Annotated in this window: 22 protein-coding genes; 3 read left to right on the top strand and 19 right to left on the bottom strand. The window is 57.0% G+C overall.

The features are described 5' to 3' along the window. Positions 1 to 291: 291 nt before the first annotated feature. The 9 genes from feoB to HMPREF2891_RS07265 all read right to left on the bottom strand — a co-directional run bounded on the left by feoB (position 292) and on the right by HMPREF2891_RS07265 (position 12,636). Positions 292 to 2,517, bottom strand: a complete 2,226-nt coding sequence (feoB, locus tag HMPREF2891_RS07305) for a ferrous iron transport protein B (protein ID WP_070664734.1) — start codon at positions 2,515 to 2,517, stop codon at positions 292 to 294. Next, the gene (locus HMPREF2891_RS07300; protein ID WP_083309375.1) at positions 2,514 to 2,738 is read right to left on the bottom strand and encodes a FeoA family protein; all 225 of its coding nucleotides are present in this window, start codon (positions 2,736 to 2,738) and stop codon (positions 2,514 to 2,516) included. Before HMPREF2891_RS07300 ends, feoB begins: the two co-directional genes overlap by 4 nt. Positions 2,739 to 3,029: 291 nt before the next feature. Further along, entirely contained in the window at positions 3,030 to 5,732 is a 2,703-nt protein-coding gene (ppdK, locus tag HMPREF2891_RS07295) for a pyruvate, phosphate dikinase (RefSeq protein WP_070664732.1), read from the bottom strand. A 206-nt stretch (positions 5,733 to 5,938) separates the two neighbouring features. Beyond that, entirely contained in the window at positions 5,939 to 8,404 is a 2,466-nt protein-coding gene (locus HMPREF2891_RS07290; protein WP_070664730.1) for an ATP-dependent Clp protease ATP-binding subunit, read from the bottom strand. A 91-nt stretch (positions 8,405 to 8,495) separates the two neighbouring features. Further along, on the bottom strand, positions 8,496 to 8,924 hold the full coding sequence (gene dtd / locus HMPREF2891_RS07285; protein ID WP_070664728.1) for a D-aminoacyl-tRNA deacylase: 429 nt from the start codon (positions 8,922 to 8,924) through the stop codon (positions 8,496 to 8,498). After that, a complete protein-coding gene (locus HMPREF2891_RS07280; protein WP_070664726.1) occupies positions 8,921 to 10,120 on the bottom strand; it encodes a CAF17-like 4Fe-4S cluster assembly/insertion protein YgfZ in 1,200 nt (399 codons plus the stop codon). Before HMPREF2891_RS07280 ends, dtd begins: the two co-directional genes overlap by 4 nt. Positions 10,121 to 10,122: 2 nt before the next feature. Beyond that, complete coding sequence (locus HMPREF2891_RS07275; RefSeq protein WP_070664724.1) at positions 10,123 to 10,698, bottom strand: heme-binding beta-barrel domain-containing protein; 576 nt, start codon at positions 10,696 to 10,698, stop codon at positions 10,123 to 10,125. 97 nt (positions 10,699 to 10,795) lie between these two features. Further along, positions 10,796 to 11,812, bottom strand: a complete 1,017-nt coding sequence (locus HMPREF2891_RS07270) for a hypothetical protein (RefSeq protein ID WP_148131743.1) — start codon at positions 11,810 to 11,812, stop codon at positions 10,796 to 10,798. A 248-nt stretch (positions 11,813 to 12,060) separates the two neighbouring features. Further along, a complete protein-coding gene (locus HMPREF2891_RS07265) occupies positions 12,061 to 12,636 on the bottom strand; it encodes an Lrp/AsnC family transcriptional regulator (RefSeq protein ID WP_070664720.1) in 576 nt (191 codons plus the stop codon). Between the two features lie 338 nt (positions 12,637 to 12,974). On the opposite strand from HMPREF2891_RS07265, the gene HMPREF2891_RS07260 reads away from it, so the two are divergent. From HMPREF2891_RS07260 to HMPREF2891_RS07250, 3 genes are read left to right on the top strand one after another with little or no spacing between them, the layout of a single operon-like run. Beyond that, positions 12,975 to 13,595, top strand: a complete 621-nt coding sequence (locus tag HMPREF2891_RS07260) for a DUF47 domain-containing protein (protein ID WP_070618375.1) — start codon at positions 12,975 to 12,977, stop codon at positions 13,593 to 13,595. Between the two features lie 3 nt (positions 13,596 to 13,598). Next, positions 13,599 to 14,651 carry an inorganic phosphate transporter gene (locus tag HMPREF2891_RS07255; RefSeq protein WP_070618378.1) on the top strand — a complete coding sequence of 351 codons (1,053 nt, stop codon included), beginning with the start codon at positions 13,599 to 13,601 and terminating at the stop codon, positions 14,649 to 14,651. Positions 14,652 to 14,658: 7 nt separating this feature from the next. Continuing rightward, complete coding sequence (locus HMPREF2891_RS07250; RefSeq protein WP_070618381.1) at positions 14,659 to 15,114, top strand: septum formation family protein; 456 nt, start codon at positions 14,659 to 14,661, stop codon at positions 15,112 to 15,114. Positions 15,115 to 15,204: 90 nt separating this feature from the next. Here HMPREF2891_RS07250 and pstB read toward each other — a convergent pair whose 3' ends face one another. The 10 genes from pstB to HMPREF2891_RS07200 form a co-directional block, all read right to left on the bottom strand. Continuing rightward, on the bottom strand, positions 15,205 to 15,984 hold the full coding sequence (gene pstB / locus HMPREF2891_RS07245) for a phosphate ABC transporter ATP-binding protein PstB (protein ID WP_034507247.1): 780 nt from the start codon (positions 15,982 to 15,984) through the stop codon (positions 15,205 to 15,207). Between the two features lie 12 nt (positions 15,985 to 15,996). After that, positions 15,997 to 16,950 carry a phosphate ABC transporter permease PstA gene (pstA, locus tag HMPREF2891_RS07240; RefSeq protein WP_070664718.1) on the bottom strand — a complete coding sequence of 318 codons (954 nt, stop codon included), beginning with the start codon at positions 16,948 to 16,950 and terminating at the stop codon, positions 15,997 to 15,999. Next, complete coding sequence (gene pstC, locus HMPREF2891_RS07235; protein WP_070664716.1) at positions 16,950 to 17,879, bottom strand: phosphate ABC transporter permease subunit PstC; 930 nt, start codon at positions 17,877 to 17,879, stop codon at positions 16,950 to 16,952. The genes pstA and pstC overlap by 1 nt, the downstream gene beginning before the upstream one ends. Then, entirely contained in the window at positions 17,880 to 18,995 is a 1,116-nt protein-coding gene (pstS, locus tag HMPREF2891_RS07230) for a phosphate ABC transporter substrate-binding protein PstS (protein ID WP_070664714.1), read from the bottom strand. A 154-nt stretch (positions 18,996 to 19,149) separates the two neighbouring features. After that, positions 19,150 to 20,163 carry an NUDIX hydrolase gene (locus HMPREF2891_RS07225; RefSeq protein ID WP_261666852.1) on the bottom strand — a complete coding sequence of 338 codons (1,014 nt, stop codon included), beginning with the start codon at positions 20,161 to 20,163 and terminating at the stop codon, positions 19,150 to 19,152. A gap of 215 nt (positions 20,164 to 20,378) precedes the next feature. Next, a complete protein-coding gene (locus tag HMPREF2891_RS07220; RefSeq protein WP_083311304.1) occupies positions 20,379 to 21,614 on the bottom strand; it encodes an Nramp family divalent metal transporter in 1,236 nt (411 codons plus the stop codon). A gap of 103 nt (positions 21,615 to 21,717) precedes the next feature. Then, positions 21,718 to 22,623, bottom strand: coding sequence for a glycine betaine ABC transporter substrate-binding protein (locus tag HMPREF2891_RS07215; protein ID WP_070618397.1), 906 nt, complete (start codon positions 22,621 to 22,623; stop codon positions 21,718 to 21,720). A gap of 54 nt (positions 22,624 to 22,677) precedes the next feature. Then, positions 22,678 to 23,352, bottom strand: a complete 675-nt coding sequence (locus tag HMPREF2891_RS07210) for an ABC transporter permease (RefSeq protein ID WP_070618400.1) — start codon at positions 23,350 to 23,352, stop codon at positions 22,678 to 22,680. Continuing rightward, on the bottom strand, positions 23,349 to 24,056 hold the full coding sequence (locus HMPREF2891_RS07205) for an ABC transporter permease (RefSeq protein WP_034507263.1): 708 nt from the start codon (positions 24,054 to 24,056) through the stop codon (positions 23,349 to 23,351). The genes HMPREF2891_RS07210 and HMPREF2891_RS07205 overlap by 4 nt, the downstream gene beginning before the upstream one ends. Next, positions 24,053 to 24,856, bottom strand: coding sequence for an ABC transporter ATP-binding protein (locus tag HMPREF2891_RS07200; RefSeq protein WP_070618402.1), 804 nt, complete (start codon positions 24,854 to 24,856; stop codon positions 24,053 to 24,055). The genes HMPREF2891_RS07205 and HMPREF2891_RS07200 overlap by 4 nt, the downstream gene beginning before the upstream one ends. Positions 24,857 to 24,982: the final 126 nt, after the last annotated feature.

Raw genomic sequence — 24,982 nt, 5'->3', positions numbered from 1 at the left:
GACGCACACTCATTCTGCCACGGCTAACGGAGCCGGCCACCTACTAACCGACGGACAGTGGACAACCTGCGCAGTGGACCTTCACCTCTTGCGAAGTTCCACCGCCGCAGGCTCCCAATCCGGATGAGCACAGCGACCCTGCGCTTTGCAAGCGCCCCGACCGGTTCAAGTGATCTACCATCACTTGCGCAATCTCAACTCGCAGCCCCGCCCGCTGGGCGGCAGCCTCCAAAGTTGCGCCTTGCCTAAGCTCATCCATCAGCCGGTAAAGAGGCGGCTGGTTCCGGACAATCACCACAGCAGCCTACCAACCTGGAACACCAGCACTGCCAGCAACCAGGCTGCAGCCAGCTGAACGATCATTGCGCCTATCGTCCAGCGCGCCCCAATCTGGCGCTTTTGCTCCGCAACCGTAGCCAAACACGGCGTGTAAGTCAGAACGAACACCAGGAAGCCAAACGCTGCCAAAGACGCGTACTGCTCGCCCGCAGTCCTCTCAAATGATGCTGTTACCAACTCGGGCAGCGAACCAAGATCGTCACCCCCGTCCTCCGCGTCACCTGCCGCGGACTCATCCAGGTTGTAGGAAGTCACAATCGAAGAGATCAGCGTTTCCTTAGCCACAAATCCCGTCATCAGTGCGCCAGTCATGTGCCAATCACCAAAACCAGCGGGCTGGAATACAGGTTCAAGAACGCGCGCGGTGGAACCGTACAAGGAGTTCTCCATCGGCAACTCCTCATCAGCGAAGGAGTAGCCCTTTGCCATCGGGATTGCGCTCATCAACCACACCACAAGAGTCATAACCACGATGATCTTGCCGGCGCCCTTCACAAACGCCCACGCCCGGTTCCAAGTATTTTGCAAAATCACGAGAATACGCGGCATCTGGTAAGCCGGCAGCACCAGCATCAGTGGAGCCCTCGACTCCCCCTTCGTGATGAACGGCTTCAGCACGAGCGCTCCGAGCACCACCATGAAAAGCGACAAAACGTACATCAAGAACACGACATTGCCAGCGTTATCTTCAAAGAAGATTCGCGCGATCATCAAATAGATCGTGAGCCTAGCCGCGCAGGAGGTGTAGGGAATGATGAGCGTTGTAACCAACCGCTGCTTGGCGTTTGGTAGCGTGCGAGTTGCCGCAAGCGACGGCAAGTTGCATCCAAAGCCCATAATCAGAGGTAAGATTACTCGCCCGTCCAGGCCGATCATGCGCATAACGCGATCCCCTAGGAACGCTGCGCGCGCCATGTAGCCAGAGTCTTCCAAGATCGCGATCGCCAAGAAGATCACGAACATGAGCGGAACGAACGAGGCAACTACGCCCAGGCCAACTGCGAGACCGTTAACAAACAGCGACTCAACCCAAGTGCCGGACAAGCCCACGCCTGCGAACGCAAACTTCAAAAGGTTAGCTAGTGAGAAAGCGCCTTCGTCGGTGCTGGAAAACAGCCCATCGAAGAAGTCTTGCACGGGGCCAACCCAGTTACCCGCGGCTTGGAATAGAAGCCACATGAGCAAGAAGAATACCGGGATGCCAACCAGCGGATGAAGAAGGAGGGAATCAATCTTGTCTGAACGAGACGGTTTACGCGCAGAGTCGCGTTTACGTCCCGCCTGTTCCTCAACCCGCTCAACCCAGGCAAACAGTTTTGCCGCGCGATCAAACTCGGACGTATCAGCCAAGCGCGCCGCTTCCACCGAAGAATCCGCCGGCCCCTTACTGGTATTTTCTGCCGCGGAGCAACCGCAATCTACCGCGCTCGAGACCGGAGCGCCCTCACCAATGCCCAAAATCTGCGGGGACTTCAACTTATCAATCTGTTCGAAAGCTGCCTGCGCTGCCACCTGGTTAAATCCGGGAGCAGTCGGATCGGGCAGAATCGACTTTACGCGGGGCCGAGAAATCAGAGCGGAACGGATCATGTCTTCAACCGCGCGCACTCCCTGCTTCGTGCGCACATCCGCCGCCAAAATCGGGATGCCGAGCGTGTTTGAAAGTGCGGCCGCATCAACTACCTCACCCTCGTGCTCGACAACATCCGCCATCGTTATAACGCCAACCATCGGGCGCCCCGTTTGTGCTACCTGGCCAAGCAAGTACAAGCTGCGCGTCATTGCCGAGGCATCCAGCATCATGACCACAAGGTCAATAGACTGACCCGACGCCATGTCCGTAGCAGACCCTGTTGCACCTGCCAAGGTATCGACGACGACTTGTTCGTCCTCAGAATTGGCCACCAGCGAGTAGGTGCCGGGAAGATCAATAACACGTGCTCCCAGCGCCGTAGAACGACCCTGCATGAGCTCCACGGTTGTACCCGGAGCGTTCACAACCGCCTGATGAGCACCCGTAACCGCGTTAAAGAAGGTGGACTTACCAACATTTGGGTTACCAACCAGCACCACGGTGTCACGGGGATGGCGAACATCCTTGACGTCTAAGAGAACAGACCTGGCCTGCGGGTTATCGCAAGACTGCGGATTTTTGGGCGAACACTTTGGGCAACTCACTTAACTAACTCCACGTCAATCAATTTTGAAGAACGATGGTCTACCGCGACTCGCGTTCCTCCGATATTTAGGACCATGCCTCCAAAGGCGGCGCGGTTTACGACTGTGAAATGCGCTCCTGAACGCAGGCCCAGTTCTTGCACCCGTAGCTGATAGCACGGTTGGATTTCAACATTTTGCAGCTGGCCAGTATCGCCGCGCTTACACTCAGAAAGTTTCACACCGAAAAGATTAGATACGGCATACCTAACCTGCAACGACCGTTGCGTAAATCAACCCACCTCAAGAACGCCAAAATCGCTTTTTCGCGTGATTGCGGGCAAATTTATCAATGCTCCAAATGCCCATAGCCGTAACAATGCATGAAGTACGCAACAATATACGATCGTAAACGCCTGTATTCATGAAACGTTTATGTTTCATAAATAGTGTTGGGGCTGGAGAAAGGTTTTAAAACTCTCTCCAGCCCCAACTACAAAGAAGCTGTCAGTTAAGCTCGTTAGAAGCCCTGATTAGCCCTCCATTACCGCTGCGCGGCCGGCCTCTAGACGAGCTACCGGAACGCGGAACGGCGAACAGGACACGTAGTTCAGATCCGTCTTGTGGAAGAAGTGGATCGAATCCGGGTCACCGCCGTGTTCACCACAAATACCGAGCTTCAAGTTCGGCTTAGTGCTTCGACCGCGCTCTGCACCCATGCGAACGAGGGCGCCAACACCCTCCTGGTCGATGGTCTCAAACGGGGAGACACCGAACACAGAATCCTGGATGTAGGTCGGGAAGATCGTGCCCTCCACGTCGTCACGCGAGAAGCCCCACACCGTCTGCGTGAGGTCGTTAGTGCCGAACGAGAAGAAGTCAGCCTCGGTAGCCAAGTCAGCAGCGGTGATAGCCGCGCGCGGAAGCTCAACCATGCAACCAAGCGGGAAGTCGTGCTCAACCCCGGCGGCAGCAATCTCGGCACGGATCAAAGCCTCAGCTTCTTCACGAACCTTGTGCAACTCGCGAACCGAACCAACGAGAGGAACCATGATCTCGGGACGAGGATCCAACCCCTCCTTCTTCAGCTTCAACGCGGCCTCAACAAGAGCGCGGATCTGAAGTGCGAACAAGCCCGGCAGCAAGATACCTAGACGAACACCGCGGGTACCGAGCATCGGGTTGGTCTCATGCAGACGACGAACCGCCTCAAGAATCGTGCGATCCTCGGGGGAAAGTTCCTCGCCCTGGGCGCGCTGCACCGCAGCCTTCACCTCAAGCTGAGTGAGATCCGGAAGGAACTCGTGAAGCGGCGGATCGATCAAACGAACCGTCATCTCCCGACCATCCATCACGCGAAGCATGTCTTCAAAGTCAGCAAACTGGAGGCGTTCTAGCTCTGCAAGAGCGTCAGCGCGATCCTGCGAATCGGCAGGTGACAAAATCACGCGCTCCACCAGAGCGCGACGCTCACCAAGGAACATGTGCTCCGTACGGCAAAGACCAATGCCCTCCGCACCGAAGCTCAGCGCGCGAGCCGCATCGTCTGGCGTATCCGCATTGGCACGAACAGAGAGGCGGCGCTTCTCATCGGCATGCGTCAAAATGCGATCAACCGACTTAATCAGGTCTGCAACCATCTCGTCATCTGCGGCCGCTGCTAGACCCGCCTCAAGCCCCTCAGCAAGGTAGGTGGTCACAGCAGAATCCGTAACCGGAACATCACCGACGAACACCTCGCCGGTCATGCCATCAATACCAATCACATCACCATTGCGTAGAACCTGGTCCCCAACCCGGATGAACTTCTTCTTTTCCTTAACAACCAGTTCCTCAGCACCAACAACAGCGGTCTTACCCATGCCGCGAGCAACCACGGCCGCGTGCGAGGTCTTACCACCGCGAGCGGTCAAAATACCCTCTGCGGCAACCATGCCCGGAAGGTCATCCGGGTTGGTCTCACGGCGAACCAAAATGACCTTGCGACCTTCCGCAGCAGCGGCAACGGCGTCCTCGTTATTGAAAACAATCTCGCCAACAGCAGCGCCCGGCGAAGCGGCCATCGCCTTCGTCAGCAAGGTCTTCTTAGCCTTCGCGTCGAACTGCGGGAACATCAGCTGGGTAAGCTGTTCACCCGTCACGCGAGTAAGAGCCTCATCCATATCGATCAAGCCCTCATCAACCAGCTGGGTGGCAATACGGAACGCGGCGGCAGCCGTACGCTTACCAACACGCGTCTGCAACATCCACAGCTTGCCGTGCTCAATCGTGAACTCAATATCGCACAGATCCTGGTAGTGCTTCTCGAGCTTATCCATGATTGCAATCAGCGCGTCGTAAGACTTCTTGTCATGCGTTGCAAGCTGAACCAAAGGCTCCGTGTTACGGATACCCGCCACAACGTCTTCACCCTGGGCGTTCATCAGAACATCGCCGTACACGCCAGAGTGGCCGGTAGAGGGGTCACGCGTGAAGCAAACACCCGTGCCCGAATCCTCGCCCATGTTGCCAAACACCATGGTCTGAACGTTCACAGCCGTACCTAGATCGTCAGAAATGCGTTCACGACGGCGGTAAATCTTTGCGCGCTCCGTGTTCCAAGACAGGAACACTGCCTCAATACCAAGATCAAGTTGCTCGCGCGGATCCTGCGGGAAATCACGGCCCGCAGCTTCCTTCGTGATCTGCTTAAACTCGGCGACGAGCTCCTTCAGATCCTCTGCAGAAAGCTCGTGGTCGAAGTGAACGCCGCGCCTTTCCTTGATGTGGTCAAGGGCATCCAAGTAAAGAGCGCCATCTACGCCAAGCACGGTGTCACCAAACATCTGTACCAGGCGACGGTAGGAGTCCCACGCGAAACGCTCGTTACCCGAAACCTTTGCAAGCCCCAGCACCGACTCATCGTTGAGGCCGATGTTAAGCACCGTGTTCATCATGCCCGGCATCGAGAACTTAGCGCCGGAGCGAACCGACACCAGCAACGGATTTTCCGAATCTCCGAGCTTGCGTCCCATCTTCTCCTCAACAGCAGCCAGATTCTCCGTGACTGCTGGCGCGAGCTCCTCTGGAACACCACCCTGCTTCATGTACTCACGACAAGCATCCGTAGTAATCGTGAACCCAGGAGGAACCGGGAGTCCGAGCTTGGTCATCTCAGCAAGGTTTGCACCCTTGCCACCAAGCAAGTCCTTCATGTCCTTATCGCCTTCGGAGAAGCGGTAGACGTACTTGACCATTCGTGGCCTCTACTTTCTATAACCAGTTTGTTACATAGCCACACCATCGCGGCTAGTGCTCGCACACTGCCTCCAGGGTAACAACTTGGGGTCAAGTTGCGTTAACTGAGCCGAAGCGCTGCAAAAATGCCCACCCTTTGTGCAAGAATAACCTCCCGGCATTAGAACCGGGAGGTCACGCGCATTATTTACTACCCGGTTTTGCGTTAGCGAACCGGAGTGAAAGTGAAGCGGCGCTCGCCTTCCTCACCCTCGGCGTCAACACGCACCGTGTCGCCGCTCTTGATTTCGCCAAACAGGATCTTCTCTGACAGCATGTCTTCAATCTCGCGCTGGATTGCACGGCGTAGCGGACGAGCACCGAGCACCGGGTCGAATCCCTTATCTGCAAGCAGCAAACGTGCGGCCTCGGTCATCTCCAGCTTCATGTCCTGCTCGCGCATGCGCTCATCAAGCCTGGCGATCATCAGGTCAACAATCTTAATGATCTGATCCTTCTGAAGCGGCGGGAACACGATCGTTTCATCCACGCGGTTCAAGAACTCGGGGCGGAAGTGCTGCTTCAGCTCCTCGTTCACCTTCTGCTTCATGCGATCGTAATCATTCGCCTGCGTACCCGTGGCCTGGAAGCCCGTCAGCACGCCCTTATTAATGTCGCGCGTACCCAGGTTCGTAGTCATGATGATGATCGTGTTCTTAAAATCAACCACGCGCCCCTGCGAATCCGTCAGGCGGCCTTCCTCCAAAATCTGTAGCAGCGAGTTGAAGATATCAGCGTGAGCCTTCTCCACCTCGTCAAACAGCACCACGGAGAACGGGCGGCGACGCACCTTCTCGGTAAGCTGGCCGCCCTCGTCGTAACCCACATAGCCCGGAGGGGCGCCAAACAGGCGTGAGGCAGTGTGCTTCTCGGAGAACTCTGACATATCCAACTGGATAAGGGCTTCCTCATCACCAAACAAGAACTCGGCAAGAGCCTTCGCCAGCTCCGTCTTGCCCACACCCGTTGGCCCCGCAAAAATGAACGAGCCACCCGGACGCTTCGGATCCTTCAAACCAGAATGCGTACGACGAATCGACTGAGACAAAGCGCGGACCGCGTCCTCCTGGCCAATAATGCGCTTATGAAGCTCAGCCTCCATGTTGAGAATCTTGTGCGACTCAGCCTCCGTCAGCTTCACCACCGGAATGCCCGTAGACATTGCGAGGACCTCCGCGATCTCAGCCTCGCCAATCTCGCCAATCGTATCCATATCGCCAGCGCGCCACGAACGTTCCTTCTCTTCGCGCTGCTCCGTCAGCTTCTTCTCCTCATCACGAAGCGCAGCCGCACGCTCAAAGTCCTGATCATCAATCGCGGACTCCTTATTGCGACGCACCTCAGAAATACGCTCATCAAGCTCGCGAAGCTCCGGCGGCGCCGTCATTCGACGAATGCGCATACGTGCACCGGCCTCATCCACAAGGTCAATAGCCTTATCCGGCATGAAGCGATCCGAAATGTAACGATCAGCCATCTGCGCCGCAGCCGCAAGAGCCTCATCCGAAATAATGATGCGGTGATGCGCCTCGTAACGGTCACGCAGGCCCTTCAAGATCGCGATGGTCTCTTCAACCGAGGGCTCTTCCACCTTCACCGGTTGGAAACGTCGCTCTAAAGCCGCGTCCTTCTCAATGTACTTGCGGTACTCCTCCAACGTGGTTGCACCAATCGTCTGAAGCTCACCGCGCGCCAACATCGGCTTCAAAATCTGGGCCGCATCAATCGCGCCCTCAGCCGCGCCAGCACCAACCAGCGTATGGATCTCGTCAATAAACAAAATAATGTCGCCGCGCGTGCGAATCTCTTTCAGCACCTTCTTCAAGCGTTCTTCAAAATCACCGCGGTAACGCGAACCCGCAACCAGCGAGCCCATATCAAGGCTGTAAATCTGCTTATCGCGCAACGTCTCTGGAACATCACCACGCACGATCGCCTGCGCAAGACCCTCAACCACAGCGGTCTTACCCACGCCAGGCTCACCGATCAACACCGGGTTGTTCTTCGTGCGCCGCGACAGAATCTGCATTACGCGTTCCATCTCCTGCACGCGGCCAACCACCGGATCAAGCGATCCCTCACGAGCGGCATTTGTAAGCGAGCGGCCAAACTGCTCCAACAACGCCGAATTCGTCTGCGGCTCGCGCGCCGGACCGCCCACACCCACGGCCTCACGCCCGCCCCCAGCCTGACGCTGGTAGCCGCGAAGCAACTGGATAACCGTCTCCCGCAACTGACCCAAATCCGCACCAAGCTCAACGAGGACCTTTGTAGCCACACCCTCGCCCTCACGGATCAAACCGAGCAACATATGCTCCGTGCCGATGTAGTTATGGCCCAGCTGAAGAGCCTCGCGCAAAGCGAACTCCAAAACCTTCTTCGCTCGCGGAGTGAACGGAATCGTGCCCTCCGGAGCGGAAGAGCCCTTACCGATCATCTCCACAACCGTAGCCCGGACGGCCTCCGGCTCAATCCCGGTCATCTCCAGGGCCTTAGCAGCAACGCCTTCGCCCTCCTCAATCAAACCCAGCAACAAATGCTCCGTGCCGATGTAGTTGTGATTGAGTCCGCGCGCCTCATTCTGCGCTAGAACGACAACGCGGCGAGCGCGGTCGGTAAACCTCTCGAACATAGTCAGCCTTCCTAAGAATCTACTAACTACACAGTAGAGGCAGCGCTACATAAAATCGCGTTTGTTCACCATAAGCGAGAAACGCGCAGACTCATGCCTCCAGGAGTATCGTCACCGGCCCGTCGTTTGTGAGCGAAACCTGCATATCCGCTCCAAACACGCCCGTTTCTACATGCAGGCCGTGCTTTGAGCGCAACTGTTCGACCACCGCGGCCACCAAAGGCTCCGCCACACCGCCCGGCGCTGCCGCCTGCCACGTGGGCCGCCGCCCCTTACGAGCATCCCCGTAGAGCGTGAACTGGGAAACCACCAGCACCTGCGCGTCCACATCAGTTGCAGACTTCTCCTCATCTAGTATGCGAAGCGAGGCAATCTTGCGCGCGATCGTCTCCACCTGGGCCGGCCCATCATCATGGGTAACGCCAACCAGTACGCAAAGCCCCTGGCCCGTGATCGCACCCACGACCTCGCCATCAACGGAGACTGACGCTCCCCTAACGCGCTGAATCACAGCCCTCACAGTGACCGACCTCCAATACCAAAACCGCCCGGAGATCCCGGATGGCCCGCACCCGGCATTTCGCGGCGCGCCCTGCGAAGCTCCTCGCCCGGCCTCTCCTTAGGCGACGCCGACGAGCGCCCCAGCGGATCCACAACCACTTCTTGAGCCGCGGCGACCTCACCCTCATTCGTCTGCACGTCAAGCTGCACGTCCAGCGGAATCGCGCGGCGAATCACCGCGAGCGCCACCGGCCCCCAATCGGCATGACGCGCCACCGAGGTCACCTGGCCAACCTTTCGGCTTTTGAGCATCACATCCGCACCCGGCTTAACCACGCGCGATTGCGACCCGTCAAGTTGCAACAGCACCAGCCTTCGCGGCGGCTTGCCCATATTCACGATGCGCGCCACCGACTCCTGTCCCGAATAGCAGCCCTTATTCAAATGCACTGCCGTGCGTAGCCAGTCAAGTTCGTGCGGAACAGTCTTATCATCAACCTCGCGTCCAAAGCGCGGACGTAAATCCTCAATCCGCAAGGCCTCCCAGGCGTTGCGACCAGCCCAACTGCCGCGCTGGGCCCACGCGGACACAAACTCTGCGAACTCCTCTCGGGCCACGCAGTGTAGGGCGCGGGTACGGCCCTGCGCGGGGTGAGCGAAATCCTGCGGAGTGTAGCTCGCCCCGCCCTCGGTCACGCCCGGCCACGGATCTACCCACGTGAACAGGTAGCCCGGCAGATCCGCTACGGACCGGCTCGCGGCCTGGCGCAAATCAGCTACTCCCGCTTTTATGATGCTTCCAACAACCGCGATCTTGCTTGTCACGTTGCGTACTTCCACGCGCAACATGAACTGCATGCGCTGTAAGAACTCGGTTAAGTCCTCCACCTTCGCGCCTTCCACGAGGAGCGTTGCTACCTGCCCGTCATCCACAATGCCAGCTGCAAAACTAATGCGCCCATTTGGATCCAAAAGGAGTAGCTCGCGAGACTCCCCCGGTTGCAGCGGATTCACCACCTGCGACGAGATGGTAGTTAGCCATGAAAGCCTATCTGGCCCCGAAACCTGCACCACCCCTAAGTCCGAAAGGTCAGAGAGCGCCTGCCCCGCCTCCAACTGCCACTGCTCACCGCTCCAATCACCAAAGCGAGCCGGCACGTCCTCATCAAACTCATCCGGCACGGCTCCGGGCATATCCAGCAGTGGAGAGCGCATCACTACTCCTTCTCAAACGTCTCGATCGGTTTCGCTTCCTCAACGCGGGCCACGCGGCCCGAGACCACAAAATCACCCTTATCGGTATTCAAGGTCTCATTAAAGAAAATATCGGAGTTCACCAGGCCCAGCATCCGCTCGCCGAGCGATGCGGCCGGCGCCCCCTCCTTATGCACGGCCGTATCAATCAGCAGGCGAATACGTGGGCCTTGTACCCTGCCCACCCACAGACCGGCAATACCATCGGTGGACGCGGAAGTTACCTGCAGATAGTTATCCTCCCCATCGGTGTCTTTGAGCACCTTCCAGTAACCGGTTTCCTCACTGGCAACGCCCGAGCGGGGCAACAAATCAATGCCCTCTAACGCGCCCACCTGTGCGTCTACCTCCACCACCGCATCCGTGTTAAACACAGCGAGGCGAGTAGACACCTGCTCGCCCACCACCTGGCAATCAAACTCAAACGTCACCAAGTTACTGCCATCCGGCGAGCTCTGGGTGCCCCAACCAACCCACGTGCCCAGCAGCCAAGTTAGGGGCGCAACCTGACTGGGAAGATTCTGCGGAATAACGATCATGTACCCAGGCTAAAGCCGCGTGCGGACAATTGTTTGAGGCGTGCGGGTAAACCCTCACATGCCTCCAAGTTCTCAAAAGAGAAACTCCACAGATGCGTTAGAGCAGAGCGCCTACTCGCACAATCACGTAGATCGGCATCACTGCGAGCAGGAACTTCATTGCCCCGCGCGAGAATGCTCCCGCCTCGGGGATACGGCGATCATGTTCGCCAAACAACATGTCTACGATCACGATCACGCCTCCCATTCCTAAACCGATCAGCGCAGACATTAGCAAAAGTGACACCTGCGGCGGCACGGCTGTGGACATACTTGCGAACACGAAAGAGAGCAAGCTGGCAGGCTGACCTACCGCGAGCGCAATACCTGTAACCGTAACGGCGCTAAGCGGCCCCAATAACAGCGCCCAGAGTGCGTTTGCCCCCGCGCTTGCACCCAGCTGATTACCCACCATGGTGACAATGAAGGCGAGTGCAGCTGTAACCATAACGGCAGACCACAGCTCTGACTCGCACAGGGTCACCCAAGCGCTACCGATCACCACCACAAATCCACCAAACACTGAGGCCGATAGTGAATGGAGGAGGTCTGTGCGCGGAAGTGGCCGGGTGGCCTCCATGACCGCCGCCACCAGCACCACCATGCCAAGCCCTACGGTTGCCCACGCAAAATCATCACTTACGCTAATGGCAATCACCGTGACGATCCCGACGATCAGGATCGTCACCAGCGACGTGTAACGCACCGGAGTTTGAACCAGATCAGCCCAACCACGCGCGAAGACAACTATCGCAACCACGATCACAAGCATCACCACAGCCCTGGTGTCGAACACCAGGTTTGAAATCACGATGGACGCCGCCAACAAGATAGCGATCGTGGCAGAAAGATAACGAGCCGGGATAGACAAGATTTGCTGCGCCCTACCGCGAGTTTTCGTTCCCGCGCGGCGTTGCGACAAGCGCGCCCTCTTCAAGCTCTTAGACACGCGCGCAGACCTAGACGAATCCGCCCCCTCCTTCGGGGCCGACAAACCCGGCGTACCTAAACGCGAAGCATGCCTATGTTTGCTCAAATCGTTCTTTGCCTGATCTTGCGTATTCTTGTCATCCACACCCAAATGCTCCCACACTTTCAACTAAGAATCCCCACCACAACAGGCAATCTGGCATGCTCCAACAAAACCAACGCGCACTATGGGGCATTTTGAGGTGCACAGTTCACAATATGCATTAGTATTGAGACAGGCACCGAACCAACTATGCCCCGGGCTCCAACTTCTGCCGCTACGAGCGGCCTTCGCGCCGACAGGCGCATTTTGGTTCGGTGTCTTTTACTTTGCGTTTTGTGCCGCTTGCCGCGCTAGTCTTTAGCGCCTAACCCATCACGAAAACCGCGCGACGCATTCGACTCAAACTTCAAAACCCCAAGCAAATCAAGCGTTGCGGGCTGAACCTTCTGCGGAGCCAAATCAAAATCGCTGTCTTGCTCTTGCATTAGAAACACCGTTTCAGTGTCGCGTACGCATTCCCATTGAGAAATGACGTCCACCACCGCATGTTGAATCCCGGGCACATCGTCTGCACGCAACCGCAACATAACGTCATATTCGCCCGTAGTCACCGCGTAATAGTCAAGCTCTGACAACGCGCTAAGCTGCATTCCGAACTGCTTCCACTTGCTCTGGTCAAGCGAAACGAACACGAATGCGCTCACCTTCTTGCCAATCAAGCTCGGATTAATATCGACCGTGAACCGTTCAATAACGCCGGACTCCACCAAAGTATTAAGCCGCGCATACGCATTAGAACGGGAGATGCCCACCGCCTCTGCAAGCGCCGCAACAGACATGCGCGAGTCACGACGCAACTGACGAAGGATCTCCAAATAGGTTTCATCCAACTCAAATTCTGGATCTTTAGAATGCTCACTGCTCATACGCCGATTCTAGCGAGACACAATGTCTAAAACCATGCGGATTTTGAAACAAACTGTTAAAAATACCGCGGGGTTCAAAACATCGCTCTTGTTCACCAGAGTTGCATTCTTTTATCTTCATTTTACTTTTGGTCGTGATTGTCAGATTGCAATCGCCAACTCCGCGCCCCGCCACACAATCGCCTAATCTCAAGACCAAACGGCTTATCTACGCACTTCTCGAACTCTAAAAATGTTACCAAAAGTTAAACGGCGGATTACTGAAATAGGTCAAATCGGTAAAGTACACTAATGTTGAATTTGTATGTGACCAACGACCGCGTATTGGAGTATGACAAGTGCGTTTTTCAAGGTCCAACGACGACAACATCTTCTTCACTCTTTTCACCAAACAAGCCACTTTTTTGGTATCTGCAGCTGAGTTACTTGCAAAAATCAGCGCTGCAACTCCGGAACGTCGCGTTGATCTTCGCGACGAACTACACCGACTTGAACAATCCTGTGACGAGGTAACCCACGAGATTGCAGAGCGACTCAACCAAACGTTTGTCACTCCGCTCGACCGCGACGACATCACCTACATCTCCAGCCGCCTCGACGACTGCATGGACTACATGGACGAGGCCGGTGACCTCATCGTCCTATACAAGGTTGGCGTGCTCCCTCCCGGCGTGGCAGAGCAACTGAACGTCATTCAGCGTTGCTGCGACCTCACCGCCCAAGCGATGCCTCGCCTCAAAACCCTTGGCGGGCTACGCGACTACTGGGTTGAAATCAACCGCCTTGAGAACGACGGCGACCAGGCATACCGCAAAACCATCTCTGCACTTTTCGAAAGCGGACACGACGCCCTCGAAGTGATCAAGCTGAAGGACGTCATCGAAGTCCTCGAAAAAGCGATCGACTCCTTCGAAGCACTCGCAAACGGCGTTGAGACCATCGCGATCAAGGAGTCCTAAGCGGTGGATCTGAATCTCATCCTCGTCGTTGTTGTAATCGTCATTGCGCTCGGCTTTGACTTCACCAACGGCTTCCACGACGCGGCAAACGCCATCGCAACATCCGTGTCCACCCGGGCGCTAACGCCCCGCGCGGCACTCGCCATGGCGGCAGTCATGAACATCGTTGGCGCCCTGCTCGGCACCGAAGTTGCAAAAACTATCGGTGAAGGCATCATCGACATTCAGCACTTCACCATATCCAGTGATCCAACGATGCAGGTGCACGGGCTCGGGATCATCCTGGCCGCACTAATCGGCGCGATCACCTGGAACCTCATCACCTGGTGGTTTGGGCTACCGTCCTCGTCTTCACACGCCCTCATCGGCGGCCTTGTGGGCGCGGGCCTGGCGTCCTCCACCACCGTGTTGTGGGGCGGCATCACCATGCAGGTCATCATCCCGATGTTCCTCTCGCCGCTCGTAGGCTTCTTCCTGGCGTACATCATCATGCAGATCGCGCTGTACCTTGTACGCAACCTCGCCTACCACCGCACCATGCGTAAGTTCCGCTTCGCACAAACCGTGTCCGCCGCCGCAATGGCGCTTGGCCACGGCCTCCAAGACGCCCAAAAGACGATGGGTATCATCGTCATGGCCCTCCTTGCTGGTGGTTACGGCGAAACCCACAACGTGATCGTAGACGGTGAGCTCACCATCCCCACGTGGGTTAAACTCGCGGCTGCACTCGCAATCTCTGCAGGAACCTATTCCGGCGGCTGGCGCATCATGCGTACCCTCGGACGCCGCGTTATCGAACTGGACCCGGCGCGCGGCTTCGTTGCCGAAACCGTATCCGCGGTTGTCCTTTACTTCACGGCATTCATAGTGCACGCACCGATCTCCACCACGCACACCATCACCTCGGCCATCATGGGTGTGGGCGCCACCAAGCGACTCTCCGCCGTCCGGTGGGGCGTGGCCGGAAACATCGTTATCGCCTGGTTCCTCACCCTCCCTGCGGCCGCAGCAGTGGCAGCAATAATCTACCGATTACTGCACCTAGTGTTACCGTAGAGAACTGATGAGAATCTTTAACCACAATGCGAAGCCCCGCTACATTGGCGGGGCCCTCGCTTTAGCACTACTTCTATCCGCCTGTTCCACTACCTCAGCGCTCGAACTCGAAGCGGGGAACTGCTTGGACCTGCCTGACAACGCCGAGCTGTCCGCAGGATTCGAGCTGGCAACCGTCCAAACGGTTGCATGCACAAGCGAGCACGAAGCCGAGGTATATGCCGAAAAAGAGCTAACCGGTGACGAGTTCCCCGGCACGGACGCCATTCAAAACATCGCATCCGAGTTTTGCACCACCGAGTTCAAAACGTTTGTAGGAAGCGAAATCGGCACCTCTACCTTAGATATTTACCCGCTGATGCCTACCGCAGAAAGCTGGGATCAAGCAGGAGACCGCACACTTCTTTGCGTTGCAATCAGCCCCACGCCGGTTACCAACACGTTTGAAAACTCCGGCCTGTAGCTTCTTCAAACCCAACGCGAATCGCAAATTCCGCTAGCACAATAAAGCGAGGGCGAGGATTTAATCCTCGCCCTCTACCTTTTGAAAAATCTATCCGAAGCGTCCTGAAATATAGTCTTCGGTTGCCTTCTCAGTTGGATTAGAGAAAATCTTTGACGTGTCGTCAATCTCCACCAAACCGCCCGGCTCGCCCGCTGCGCGCAGGTTGAAGAAACCCGTGCGGTCCGAAACGCGCGCCGCCTGCTGCATGTTGTGAGTGACAATCACGATTGTGTAGTCATCCTTCAGCTCCATCATGAGGTCCTCGATTGCGAGGGTCGAGATGGGGTCAAGCGCGGATGCCGGCTCGTCCATCAGCAAAATATCAGGCGAAACCGCGATGGCGCGCGCGATGCAAAGCCTTTGCTGCTGGCCACCCGAAAGAGACGAACCGGGGCTGTTCAAACGATCTTTAACCTCTGTCCAAAGGTTAGCTCCACGCAAGGACTCTTCAACCAGGTCATCCTGATCCGACTTTGGCATCCTCTTGTTATTTAGCCTGATGCCAGCCAAAACATTTTCGCGGATACTCATCGTCGGGAAAGGGTTTGGACGCTGGAACACCATGCCAATGGAACGGCGAACCTGAACCGGATCCACATCCTTGTCGTAAATGTTCTTATCCCCAACCTTCACGCTTCCCGTCACGCGAGCGCCTGGAACGACCTCGTGCATCCTATTAAGCGTGCGAAGGAACGTAGTTTTTCCACAGCCCGACGGGCCAATCAACGCTGTGATTGACTTCGCGTGGATCCGCATATTCACATCTTTTACGGCCAAAAAATCGCCGTAGTAAATGTCTTCATTCTCAACAATGATCTCTTTAGCCATCGTTATTCTCTTTTAGCTCCTGCCCTTAGGCGCAAAGCAGTACGCCACGATTCGAGCAATCAGGTTGAACAGCATTACCAGCAAAATCAGCACCAGGGCGGCAGCCCAAGCCCGATCGTAGTTGATCGTCTCCACACAGTTCTCCAGCGCACCACAAGGAGCCAGACCCTGCGAATACTGGCGGTACACGTATACGGGAAGCGTCATGAGGCGCCCCTCGAACACGTTGTAGTTGATCGAATCAATCACGCCTACAGTCATAAGCAGCGGCGCGGTTTCACCAACAACGCGTGCGATTGCAAGCATCACTGCGGTTGTTAGGCCGGCAGCGGACGTGCGCAGCACGACCTTCACAATCGTTAACCACTTCGGAACGCCAAGAGCGTAAGACGCTTCCCTAAGCTCGTTAGGTACTAGGCGTAGCATCTCTTCACTCGAACGCACAACCGTTGGTATCATCAGCACCGACAGTGCTACCGCACCCATTATGCCAGCGCGGTATGCCGGCGAGACGAGCAGGCCGAACAGTGCTGCGGCGAACAGGCCTGCAACGATGGAAGGAATACCCGTCATCACGTCCACGAAGAAAGTGGTTGCGCGCGCAAGCTTAGAGTTACCCGCATACTCAACTAGATAAATCGCGGTTGCCAGACCGATTGGCACGGAGATGAGCGTAGCCCAGCCTGTGACCAGCAAAGTACCAATAATCGCGTGGTAGATACCGCCCGCATCCATGCCGCCGTACACACCATTCATCGAGACGGTGAGGAAGTACGGAGACAGGCGCCCCCAACCGTTTTCCACCACGATCCACAGCAGGGAGACCAGCGGAATAATCGCGAAAGCAAATGCCAGCACCACCAGCACGACCGAGCTCTTGTCAGCCAGCTTACGGCGCCTATCCAAGGCGGGATTGCGCGAAGCGAACGGGTTAGGGTTCGCTGTTGTTTGAGTTTCGACAGACATTAGTTGGCCCCCGAGAACTCGGCGCGTCTAGCAATAATCCAACGCGCAAGCATATTAACGATCATCGTGATTGCAAACAATGCCAGACCCGTAGCGATGAGGGCAGAAGTGTACGTGCCCGTGGCCTCGGGGAACTGTAGGGCAATGTTTGCCGCGATGGTGGAGTGCTTACCCGCCTGCAAAATGTTGAACGAGTAGCTCGATCCCACCGACAGCACCATTACAACCGCCATCGTCTCGCCAAGAGCGCGGCCCAAACCGAGCATTGCAGCTGAGATAATGCCGGAGCGACCAAACGGCAGTACCGCCATTTTCACAACTTCCCAACGCGTCGCACCAAGAGCCAATGCGGCCTCTTCGTGCGCCCTCGGGGTTTGCAAGAACACCTCACGCGCAACCGCCGTGACAATCGGAAGGATCATCACAGCAAGGATCAAGGAAGCGGAGAAAATCACACGGCCGGTTGTAGACACCGGACCTGCAAAAAGCGGGATCCATCCAAAGTATTTAGACAAGAACTCGTAGAACGGAACGAGCCTTGGAATAAGCCACATCGCACCCCACAGGCCGTAAATAACCGAGGGGATTGCAGCCAAAAGGTCAACCATGTAGCCGAGCGGCTGAGCAAGGTGCTTTGGCGCGTAATGGCTAATAAAGAGTGCGATTCCGATGGAGAGTGGCACGGCCAGCAACATGGCAAGGACAGCCGCCAGCACCGTACCGAAAATTTGCGGCCCGGTGAACTGCCAAATGTTTAGCTCTTCCGCACTGCCAACCGTTCGGATACGCACCGAAGAATCACTGATCGCCGGCCAGGCTCTCACAATCAGAAATGTGGCAACCGCCGCGAGAGTCACGAGGATCGTGACCGCCGCAGCAGTTGCCCCTGACCGGAAGATCTTGTTACCGATCTTCCCGGTGTTGTTCATTTACTTAGCCACCTGGATCATGTCGAGCGAGGACTTGATTTCGCCCTGCATGCTAGCGGAGATAGGAGCCGAACCAGCAGCCTCAGATGCCGCGGCCTGGCCCTCAGCGGAAGCCTGGAAGCCAATGAAGCTCTTCACTAGGTCAACCGTTTCCTGATCCTCGTAGGTGGAGCAGACGATCGAGTAAGAGACCAGAACTAGCGGGTAAGCCTTCGGATCCTCCGGCGTGCGGTTGATGGTCAAACCAAGATCGCCCTTGATACCCGAATCTACGCGCTCAGCCGAGTCAACAGCAGCCGCTGCAGCCTCGTTCGAGAACTTCACGTAGCCATCACCCGCCTTCAGCGCTACCGTGCCGAGTGAGCCAGCCTGCGACGCATCCGCGTAACCAATCGTGCCGGTACCAGCGGTCACAGCCTGCACAAGACCCGAGGTCTTGTCACCAGACTCGCCACCAGAAATCGGCCATGCCTTGCCGGCCTTGTGCGGCCACGCATCCGGGGCGGCCTTGCTCAAGTAGTCAGTGAAGTTCTGCGTGGTGCCCGACTCGTCTGCGCGGTGAACCGGGGTGATTGCCAGATCCGGAAGCTCAACATCCGGGTTCTGCGAAGCAATCGCCTCATCATTCCACTTGGTGATCTCACCGGAGAACACCTTCGCGATGGTATCGGCATCCATGTTCAGCGTGTCGATGCCCTCAAGATTGAAAATAACCGCAACCGGGGAAATGTAGACCGGCAAGTTAAGAGCGTCCGAGCCACAGCGTTCCTTAGCGGCCGTAACCTCGTCATCCTTTAGGACGGCGTCTGAGCCCGCCCAAGCAACCTGCTTGCCAACAAACTGAGTGATGCCAGCACCCGAACCAACCGGATCGTAAGAAACGGTTACGCCCTGTTGCTGTGCCTGGTACTTAGCGATCCACGCATTCATCGCGGCTTCCTGAGAAGAAGCGCCCGCACCTGCTACGGAGCCAGAAAGCGTTGCGCCCTCAGCCATCTCCGTCGAGGTATCGCCCTCATTCTGGGCAACCGGGTTATCCGAACCGCAAGCGGCAAGACCAAAAGCGATCGTGCCCGCTCCAAAAGCTAGAGCTACTCTAGAGAGTCGAAGGTTCATCACGTCAAATAGTCCTCTTCAATAAGGTATTCCCAAACGCAAACGCGCGGGAGAAGCTGCTTTTTGCAACCGCTAAAAAGGTATCGACGCAAAGTTAAGACCGGACGCGAACTAGGTAAACGGACGGTGAATTGTTAAAGCACACGCGGCCAACTCAAAACCGTTTGATGGTCCTTTGTGTTTCAAACGCCACAATTTCCGGAGTTTTCGCATTCGCGGCGGGGTAAGCCAGGTGCGCAACCAGCATTTGCGCGGGCCGTAAATAAGGGTCTTCCGCTGGAATCTGGCGAGCCAACTGACTGGCCGCAATCGCCTGCAACGGCTCAAACATTGCCGGCAGCGCGGGCCTATGGCCGCACACCACAACCGGCTGCGCCGGTCGCTGTACCAAGCGCTCAATCACCTGCGCAGCTTCATCCGGCGCGACCTGCGCATGCTCCTGCGTAAGCTCCTGTGCAGTAACCAGATTAAGACCTGCCACTGCAGCGTACGGCTCCAACGAAGACCTACACCTCACCCACGGACTGGACAGTAGCCTCGAAACGCCAAGCGCCGAGAAAATATCCACCAGATCCAGCGCCTCTACAACACCGGTGCGATTCAACGGCCTCTTTGCCTCCGCGCCGTCCCACTGTGCCCGCGTGAGTGCCGCCCCGTGGCGGACAATCGCGAGAGTTGCCGTTACCAGCCGGCCCGACTCCGCCCTCGCAATCACATCATCCAACAAGCGCCTATCACCGCGGCGCGTCAGCATGTCGAGCGCCGTGCGCGGATCCACCCAGCGCGTCAAATCAATCTCTTTAGCGGGTGCAGGAACCACCGGAATGCGCGAACGCTCCACTCCCCCGTGCGTAACCGGCGTGCCAATCCAGTAGTGCACTTCCTTTGTCTGCCCTGAACCAAGGCGGTAACGCTGCGTGTTCAGCGGGGCGTGCATTTGCACGAGGACGCCGGTTTCTTCCTCCACCTCGCGAACACCCGCCGCAATAAGGGGCTCATTTATCTCCGCCTTGCCCTTCGGCCAAGACCAGTCATCATAGCGAGGCCGATGGACGATCAAGACCTCGATCTCATCTGCCTTGTATTCTCGGCCGAACTCCACCGGCATATGCCGGTCTCGCGGACGCCAAACAATAGCGCCCGCAGACCTAACAATCCGGCTAGGCACTGGGCTGGGTCGAAATTTAGCCACGGTGAACTTTCAAAACTTACATACCACTGAACGCGTCGCCACTGCGGTGGCAAGAGCCTTCAAGGTTGCGGATACGGACAAATCTGATTCGATTCTACCGGTTTTCACTCTGAGCTGTAAGAGAGTCCGCACCCCGGCCATGCCCGCCGTTTGCGTAGCGCGGACAGGGAGACGATAGGTGACACTCGCGTTTAAGCGGGCACGTTCACGCCAGTGAACGTTAGATAAATGAGAGCGAAGTTCAGCGCCACAATCAGGGCAGAAACCGCCGCCATTGCTATCTTCATTGCCGTGCCGTCACGGTAATCCCCCATAACGTCCTTACTGGCCGTGTACCAGGTGAGCGGGATGATCGCGAACGGAATACCAAACGAAAGCGCAACCTGCGAAATCACCAGCGCCCACGAGGGATTTGGGTACACCCAAAGCACAATCAACGCAGGGATTAGGGTAACCAAGCGCCTCGCCCACAACGGCACCCGTACGTGCAGCAAGCCGCCCATGATCTCCGAGCCCGCATACGCTCCAACCGACGTGGACGCAAGGCTGGAGGCTAGCAAACCCACCGCGAACACCACGCCGATCCCCGAGCCCAACACGGCCTCGATCGCGGCGTGGGCCCCCTCGATCGAGTCGGTTCCCGCATGTCCACCCAGCGCGGACGCGGCAAGCAGCAGTAACCCCAAGTTCACCGCGCCCGCAACAATCAGGGCGAACACCACGTCCGTCCTCGTCGCGCGAAGCAAAATCTTTAAATTTCGATTCTTCTTATTGAACCGGTGATTCACCAAAGACGAGTGCAAATAAATCGCGTGAGGCATAACGGTTGCGCCCAGCATCGATGCGGCGATCAACACCGAGTTCGTGTCACTAAAACGGGGAACGAGGCCGGAAACCACGCCGCTTGCCGAGGGCGGCTCTATAAACAACCCCGCTAAGAAACCGCCGGTGATAACTACCAGCAAGGCAACCACGATGGCCTCAAACTGGCGCTGGCGCTGCGCATTTTGGAAAATCAGCAACGACATCGACACAGCGCCCACAATCAAACCGCCCACAATCAGCGGCAAATCGAACAGCAACTGCAATGCGATAGCGCCGCCAATTATCTCCGCCAGATCAGTGGCTGCAGCAATCGTTTCGGCCTGCAACCAAAACGCGATGCGGCGCCGCTTGGGCAGACGATCGCCCAGGATCTCAGGCAGTGAGCGACCGGTAACCAGGCCGAGCTTAGCGCTCTGATACTGCACCAGCACAGCCATCAGGTTCGCGAGCACCAGCACCCACACCAGCATGTAGGAATACGTAGCGCCCGCCGAGATATTCGCAGCCACGTTACCGGGGTCAACATACGCGACAGCGGCAACAAATGCCGGCCCCAACATGGGCCAAAGCCTGTGCTTGCGAACTTTCTTAGCGGGCGCCACAGTGACCTCTTCCCACCCGAAGCCTAACGAATAACCCTCATCGTATTTCGGGTAACCGAAATCCTCAAGTGGCAGGGCCGCACAAAGCGTTAACTGCCCTTATCTACAGGTTTTGCTCAATCCACTCGCGAGCGATCACATCAGCGGACTCCTGATCCTGCGACGAACGCACATTCAGATCCAGCAAACCATCGGCAGTGAGTTTTGCCTGCACCTTGTTAAGCACCTCGGCGGCCTTCGGATCAAGATCTGACACCGTTAGCGGCACCACGTGCGACGAGAGGAACATGCCCTGCGGATCGTCCAAAACCACAAGATCATTCAGCTTGATGTCCGGGCTGGCCGAGAAGATATTAGCCAACTGCACGTCACCATCAAGTAGCGCCTTCACCGTCAACGGGCCGCCCTTGTCCTCAATCGGCGCGAAATCAACATCCACACCGTAATGCTTCTTCAAGCCCTTCGGGCCATTCGGACGGTTCTCAAACTCAGAGCTACCAGCAACAATGATCTTGCCGTCATAGTTCTTCAAATCAGCAAGCGACGTGATTCCGTTTTCTTCTGAGAACTTGCGCGAGACCACGTACGAATCCTGATCCGTAGCCTCGGCCTGATCCAGCACCTGCAATCCCTGCGGAGCGGTCTTCTTCAACTCCTCATAAATCGCATCCTTGCCGGTTACCTCATTATCCGGATTCCAGAACTGTAGCAGTGGCCCCGTGTACTCAGGACGAACGTCAATGGAGCCGTCTTCCATTTCCTTATTCAAAACCTCGCGCGCACCGATCTTGAAGTCACGCTTCACGGCGAATCCCTCGGCCTCAAGCGCCTGCGCGTAAATCTCCGCGATGATCTCATTCGAGTAGTAATTCGACGAGCCAATCACGATCGCATCTTCGGCAGGCTTTGACGCATCGCCCTGTTCAAACGAAGACGAACCGCCGCAAGCCGCGAGCGACGCCGTCAGGCCAACCGCCAACGCGGCGCCCAGAACACGTTTCAAAGACATAAACACTCCTACTATCGATACCTTCAACAAACCAAAGCGGGCGGCAACCCTTGCCTAAGCTAAACCGGTGCTTCTGCGAGCATGCCTTTCGCTGACCTTTATCGCAAGATGAAACGCCAAATCCACAAACAGAGCCAACAAGATCACCAGGATAGCGCCGCCCAGCATCTCGTCATAACGCCGAGCCGACAAGCCCGAAAATATGAACCGGCCCAAACCAGCATCCGCCACGTACGCAGCCAAAGTAGCCGTGGCCACCACCTGCAGCGCCGCCGAACCAACACCGCCCATAATCACCGGGCTAGCCAGCGGTAGCTCAACCCCGCGCACAATCTGCCACTCCGACATGCCCAGCGCGCGAGCCGCCTTCACCGCAGTCACATCAACATTTGCCACACCCGAATACGCGCCAGCCAACAAAGGCGGGATAGCCAGCACCACCAACACAATCACCGGCGCCTTCAAACCGATTCCCATCAAAAGGCCGAGCAGCGTCAGCAAACCGAGAGTTGGCACAGCCCTAGCAGCGCCGGCAATCGCGGCCACCACGCCCTGTCCCCTGCGCGTATGCCCCACCGCCACGCCCGCCGGAAGCGCCACCGCACTAGCAATCAACAGCACCACGAGCGCGATAGCCAAGTGTTGGCCCAGGCGCACCCAGATCCCGGACGCACCCAACCAGTTGCCCGGATCCGCCACCCACGCAAGCGCATCAACCAACAAGTTCATCGTGCGCCCTCCTCATCGGCCGGCTCATCCTGCGTCACGCCCGCAACCACCAGAGGCCCCGGCCCGGGCCGCTCCGCCCTCTTCCACGGGAACAGTAGCCAACCAGCCAACACCGTCAGGGCATCCAACGCGAGCGCCAGCACAATCGTGAGCAGCAAACCCGTCACGACCTCGGCAATGATTCCACGCTGGAAACCATCCGTGAACAGCGTGCCGATACTTTGGATACCAATCACCGCGCCAACCGTTACCAAACTGACCGTGTTCACCACAACCACGCGCAGGCCCGCAATGATGATCGAACCGGCAAGCGGCAACTCAATACGCCAAAACTTCTGCCAAGATGAATAACCCATGGCCGTAGCGCTATCCAGCACTTCTTGCGGCACCGCTGCGAAGGCGTCCGCAGCCGTGCGTTGTAGCAGAGCAACGCCGTAGATGCTCAAAACGATCACAACCGCCGCCGCAGACCGGATCGAAACGCCCGTAATCGCCGGAATCACAATAAACATCGGCAAAGACGGCACCGCATAAATCACGCTGATCAACGCAATCAAAGCCTCGCGCGTCAGCTTGTGGCGATTCACCAGCCAACCAACCGGCACCGCGATCAGCACACTAACCAAAATCGCGCTCACCGACAGCCACAGATGAAGCCAAACTAGCTGCGCAATCCACTGCGCGTTATTAGCCACCCAAGTCATTCAAGCGCCCCAAGCAGCCGGCCCGTAGCATCCTCCACAATCCTCGAATCACCCCGTACACGCAACCTGCGCGCACCGGACGTGAGGCCAATAAATGACGCCACAAAATCGCTAGCTGGATTCGTAAGCAACTCATCGGGGGTACCCCGCTGGGCTATCTGCCCGCCCGAGCCCAACACGATCACGTCATCGGCCAGGGTAAACGCCTCGTCAATATCGTGGGTTACGAACAGAACCGTCTTGCCCAGCTCACGCTGCAACCGCGAAACCTCATCTTGCAACTCGCGGCGAACAATCGGATCAACCGCAGAAAACGGCTCGTCCATAAGCAAAATATCGGGATCCGCGGCAAGTGCTCTGGCCACCCCCACGCGCTGCTGCTGCCCGCCCGAGAGCTGCGCCGGGTAGCGATTAACCAACTGCGCCTCCAGGCCCATCAGATCCATCAGTTCACGGGAGCGCTCATACGCCTTAGAACGAGACACGCCGCCCAGCAACGGAACCGTTGAAATGTTGTCGATGATCGTGCGATGCGGCAACAAACCACCCGCCTGCATCACGTAACCGATAGAACGACGCAACTTCACAGGATTAACCGTAGCTACGTCAACCCCATCGATAAGAACCCGCCCCTTCGTAGGCTCAATCATGCGATTGACCATCGACAACAGGGTGGACTTACCCGACCCCGATGAACCCACAAGCACCGTGGTTGAATGACTTGGCACAGTGAAAGACACGTTAGAAACGGCCTGCGTGCCCCCGGGGTAGGTTTTTGACACGTCGTCGAACTCGATCATCGGTTCTCCTAGCTTCGCTTGCCATAATCGTATGTAAAACCGCGCCGAACCCCGACGTTGAATCAGACAAACCCGGCCATAAAGCGCCGAAAGTCACATATAAATATCCCTAGGACGCCGCGGGGC

The sequence above is a fragment of the Actinomyces sp. HMSC065F11 genome (genome assembly GCF_001813085.1).
Classification (GTDB): domain Bacteria; phylum Actinomycetota; class Actinomycetes; order Actinomycetales; family Actinomycetaceae; genus Gleimia; species Gleimia europaea.
The sequence above is the reverse complement of the archived record's forward strand: the minus strand, read 5'-3'. Positions and strand labels throughout refer to the sequence as shown.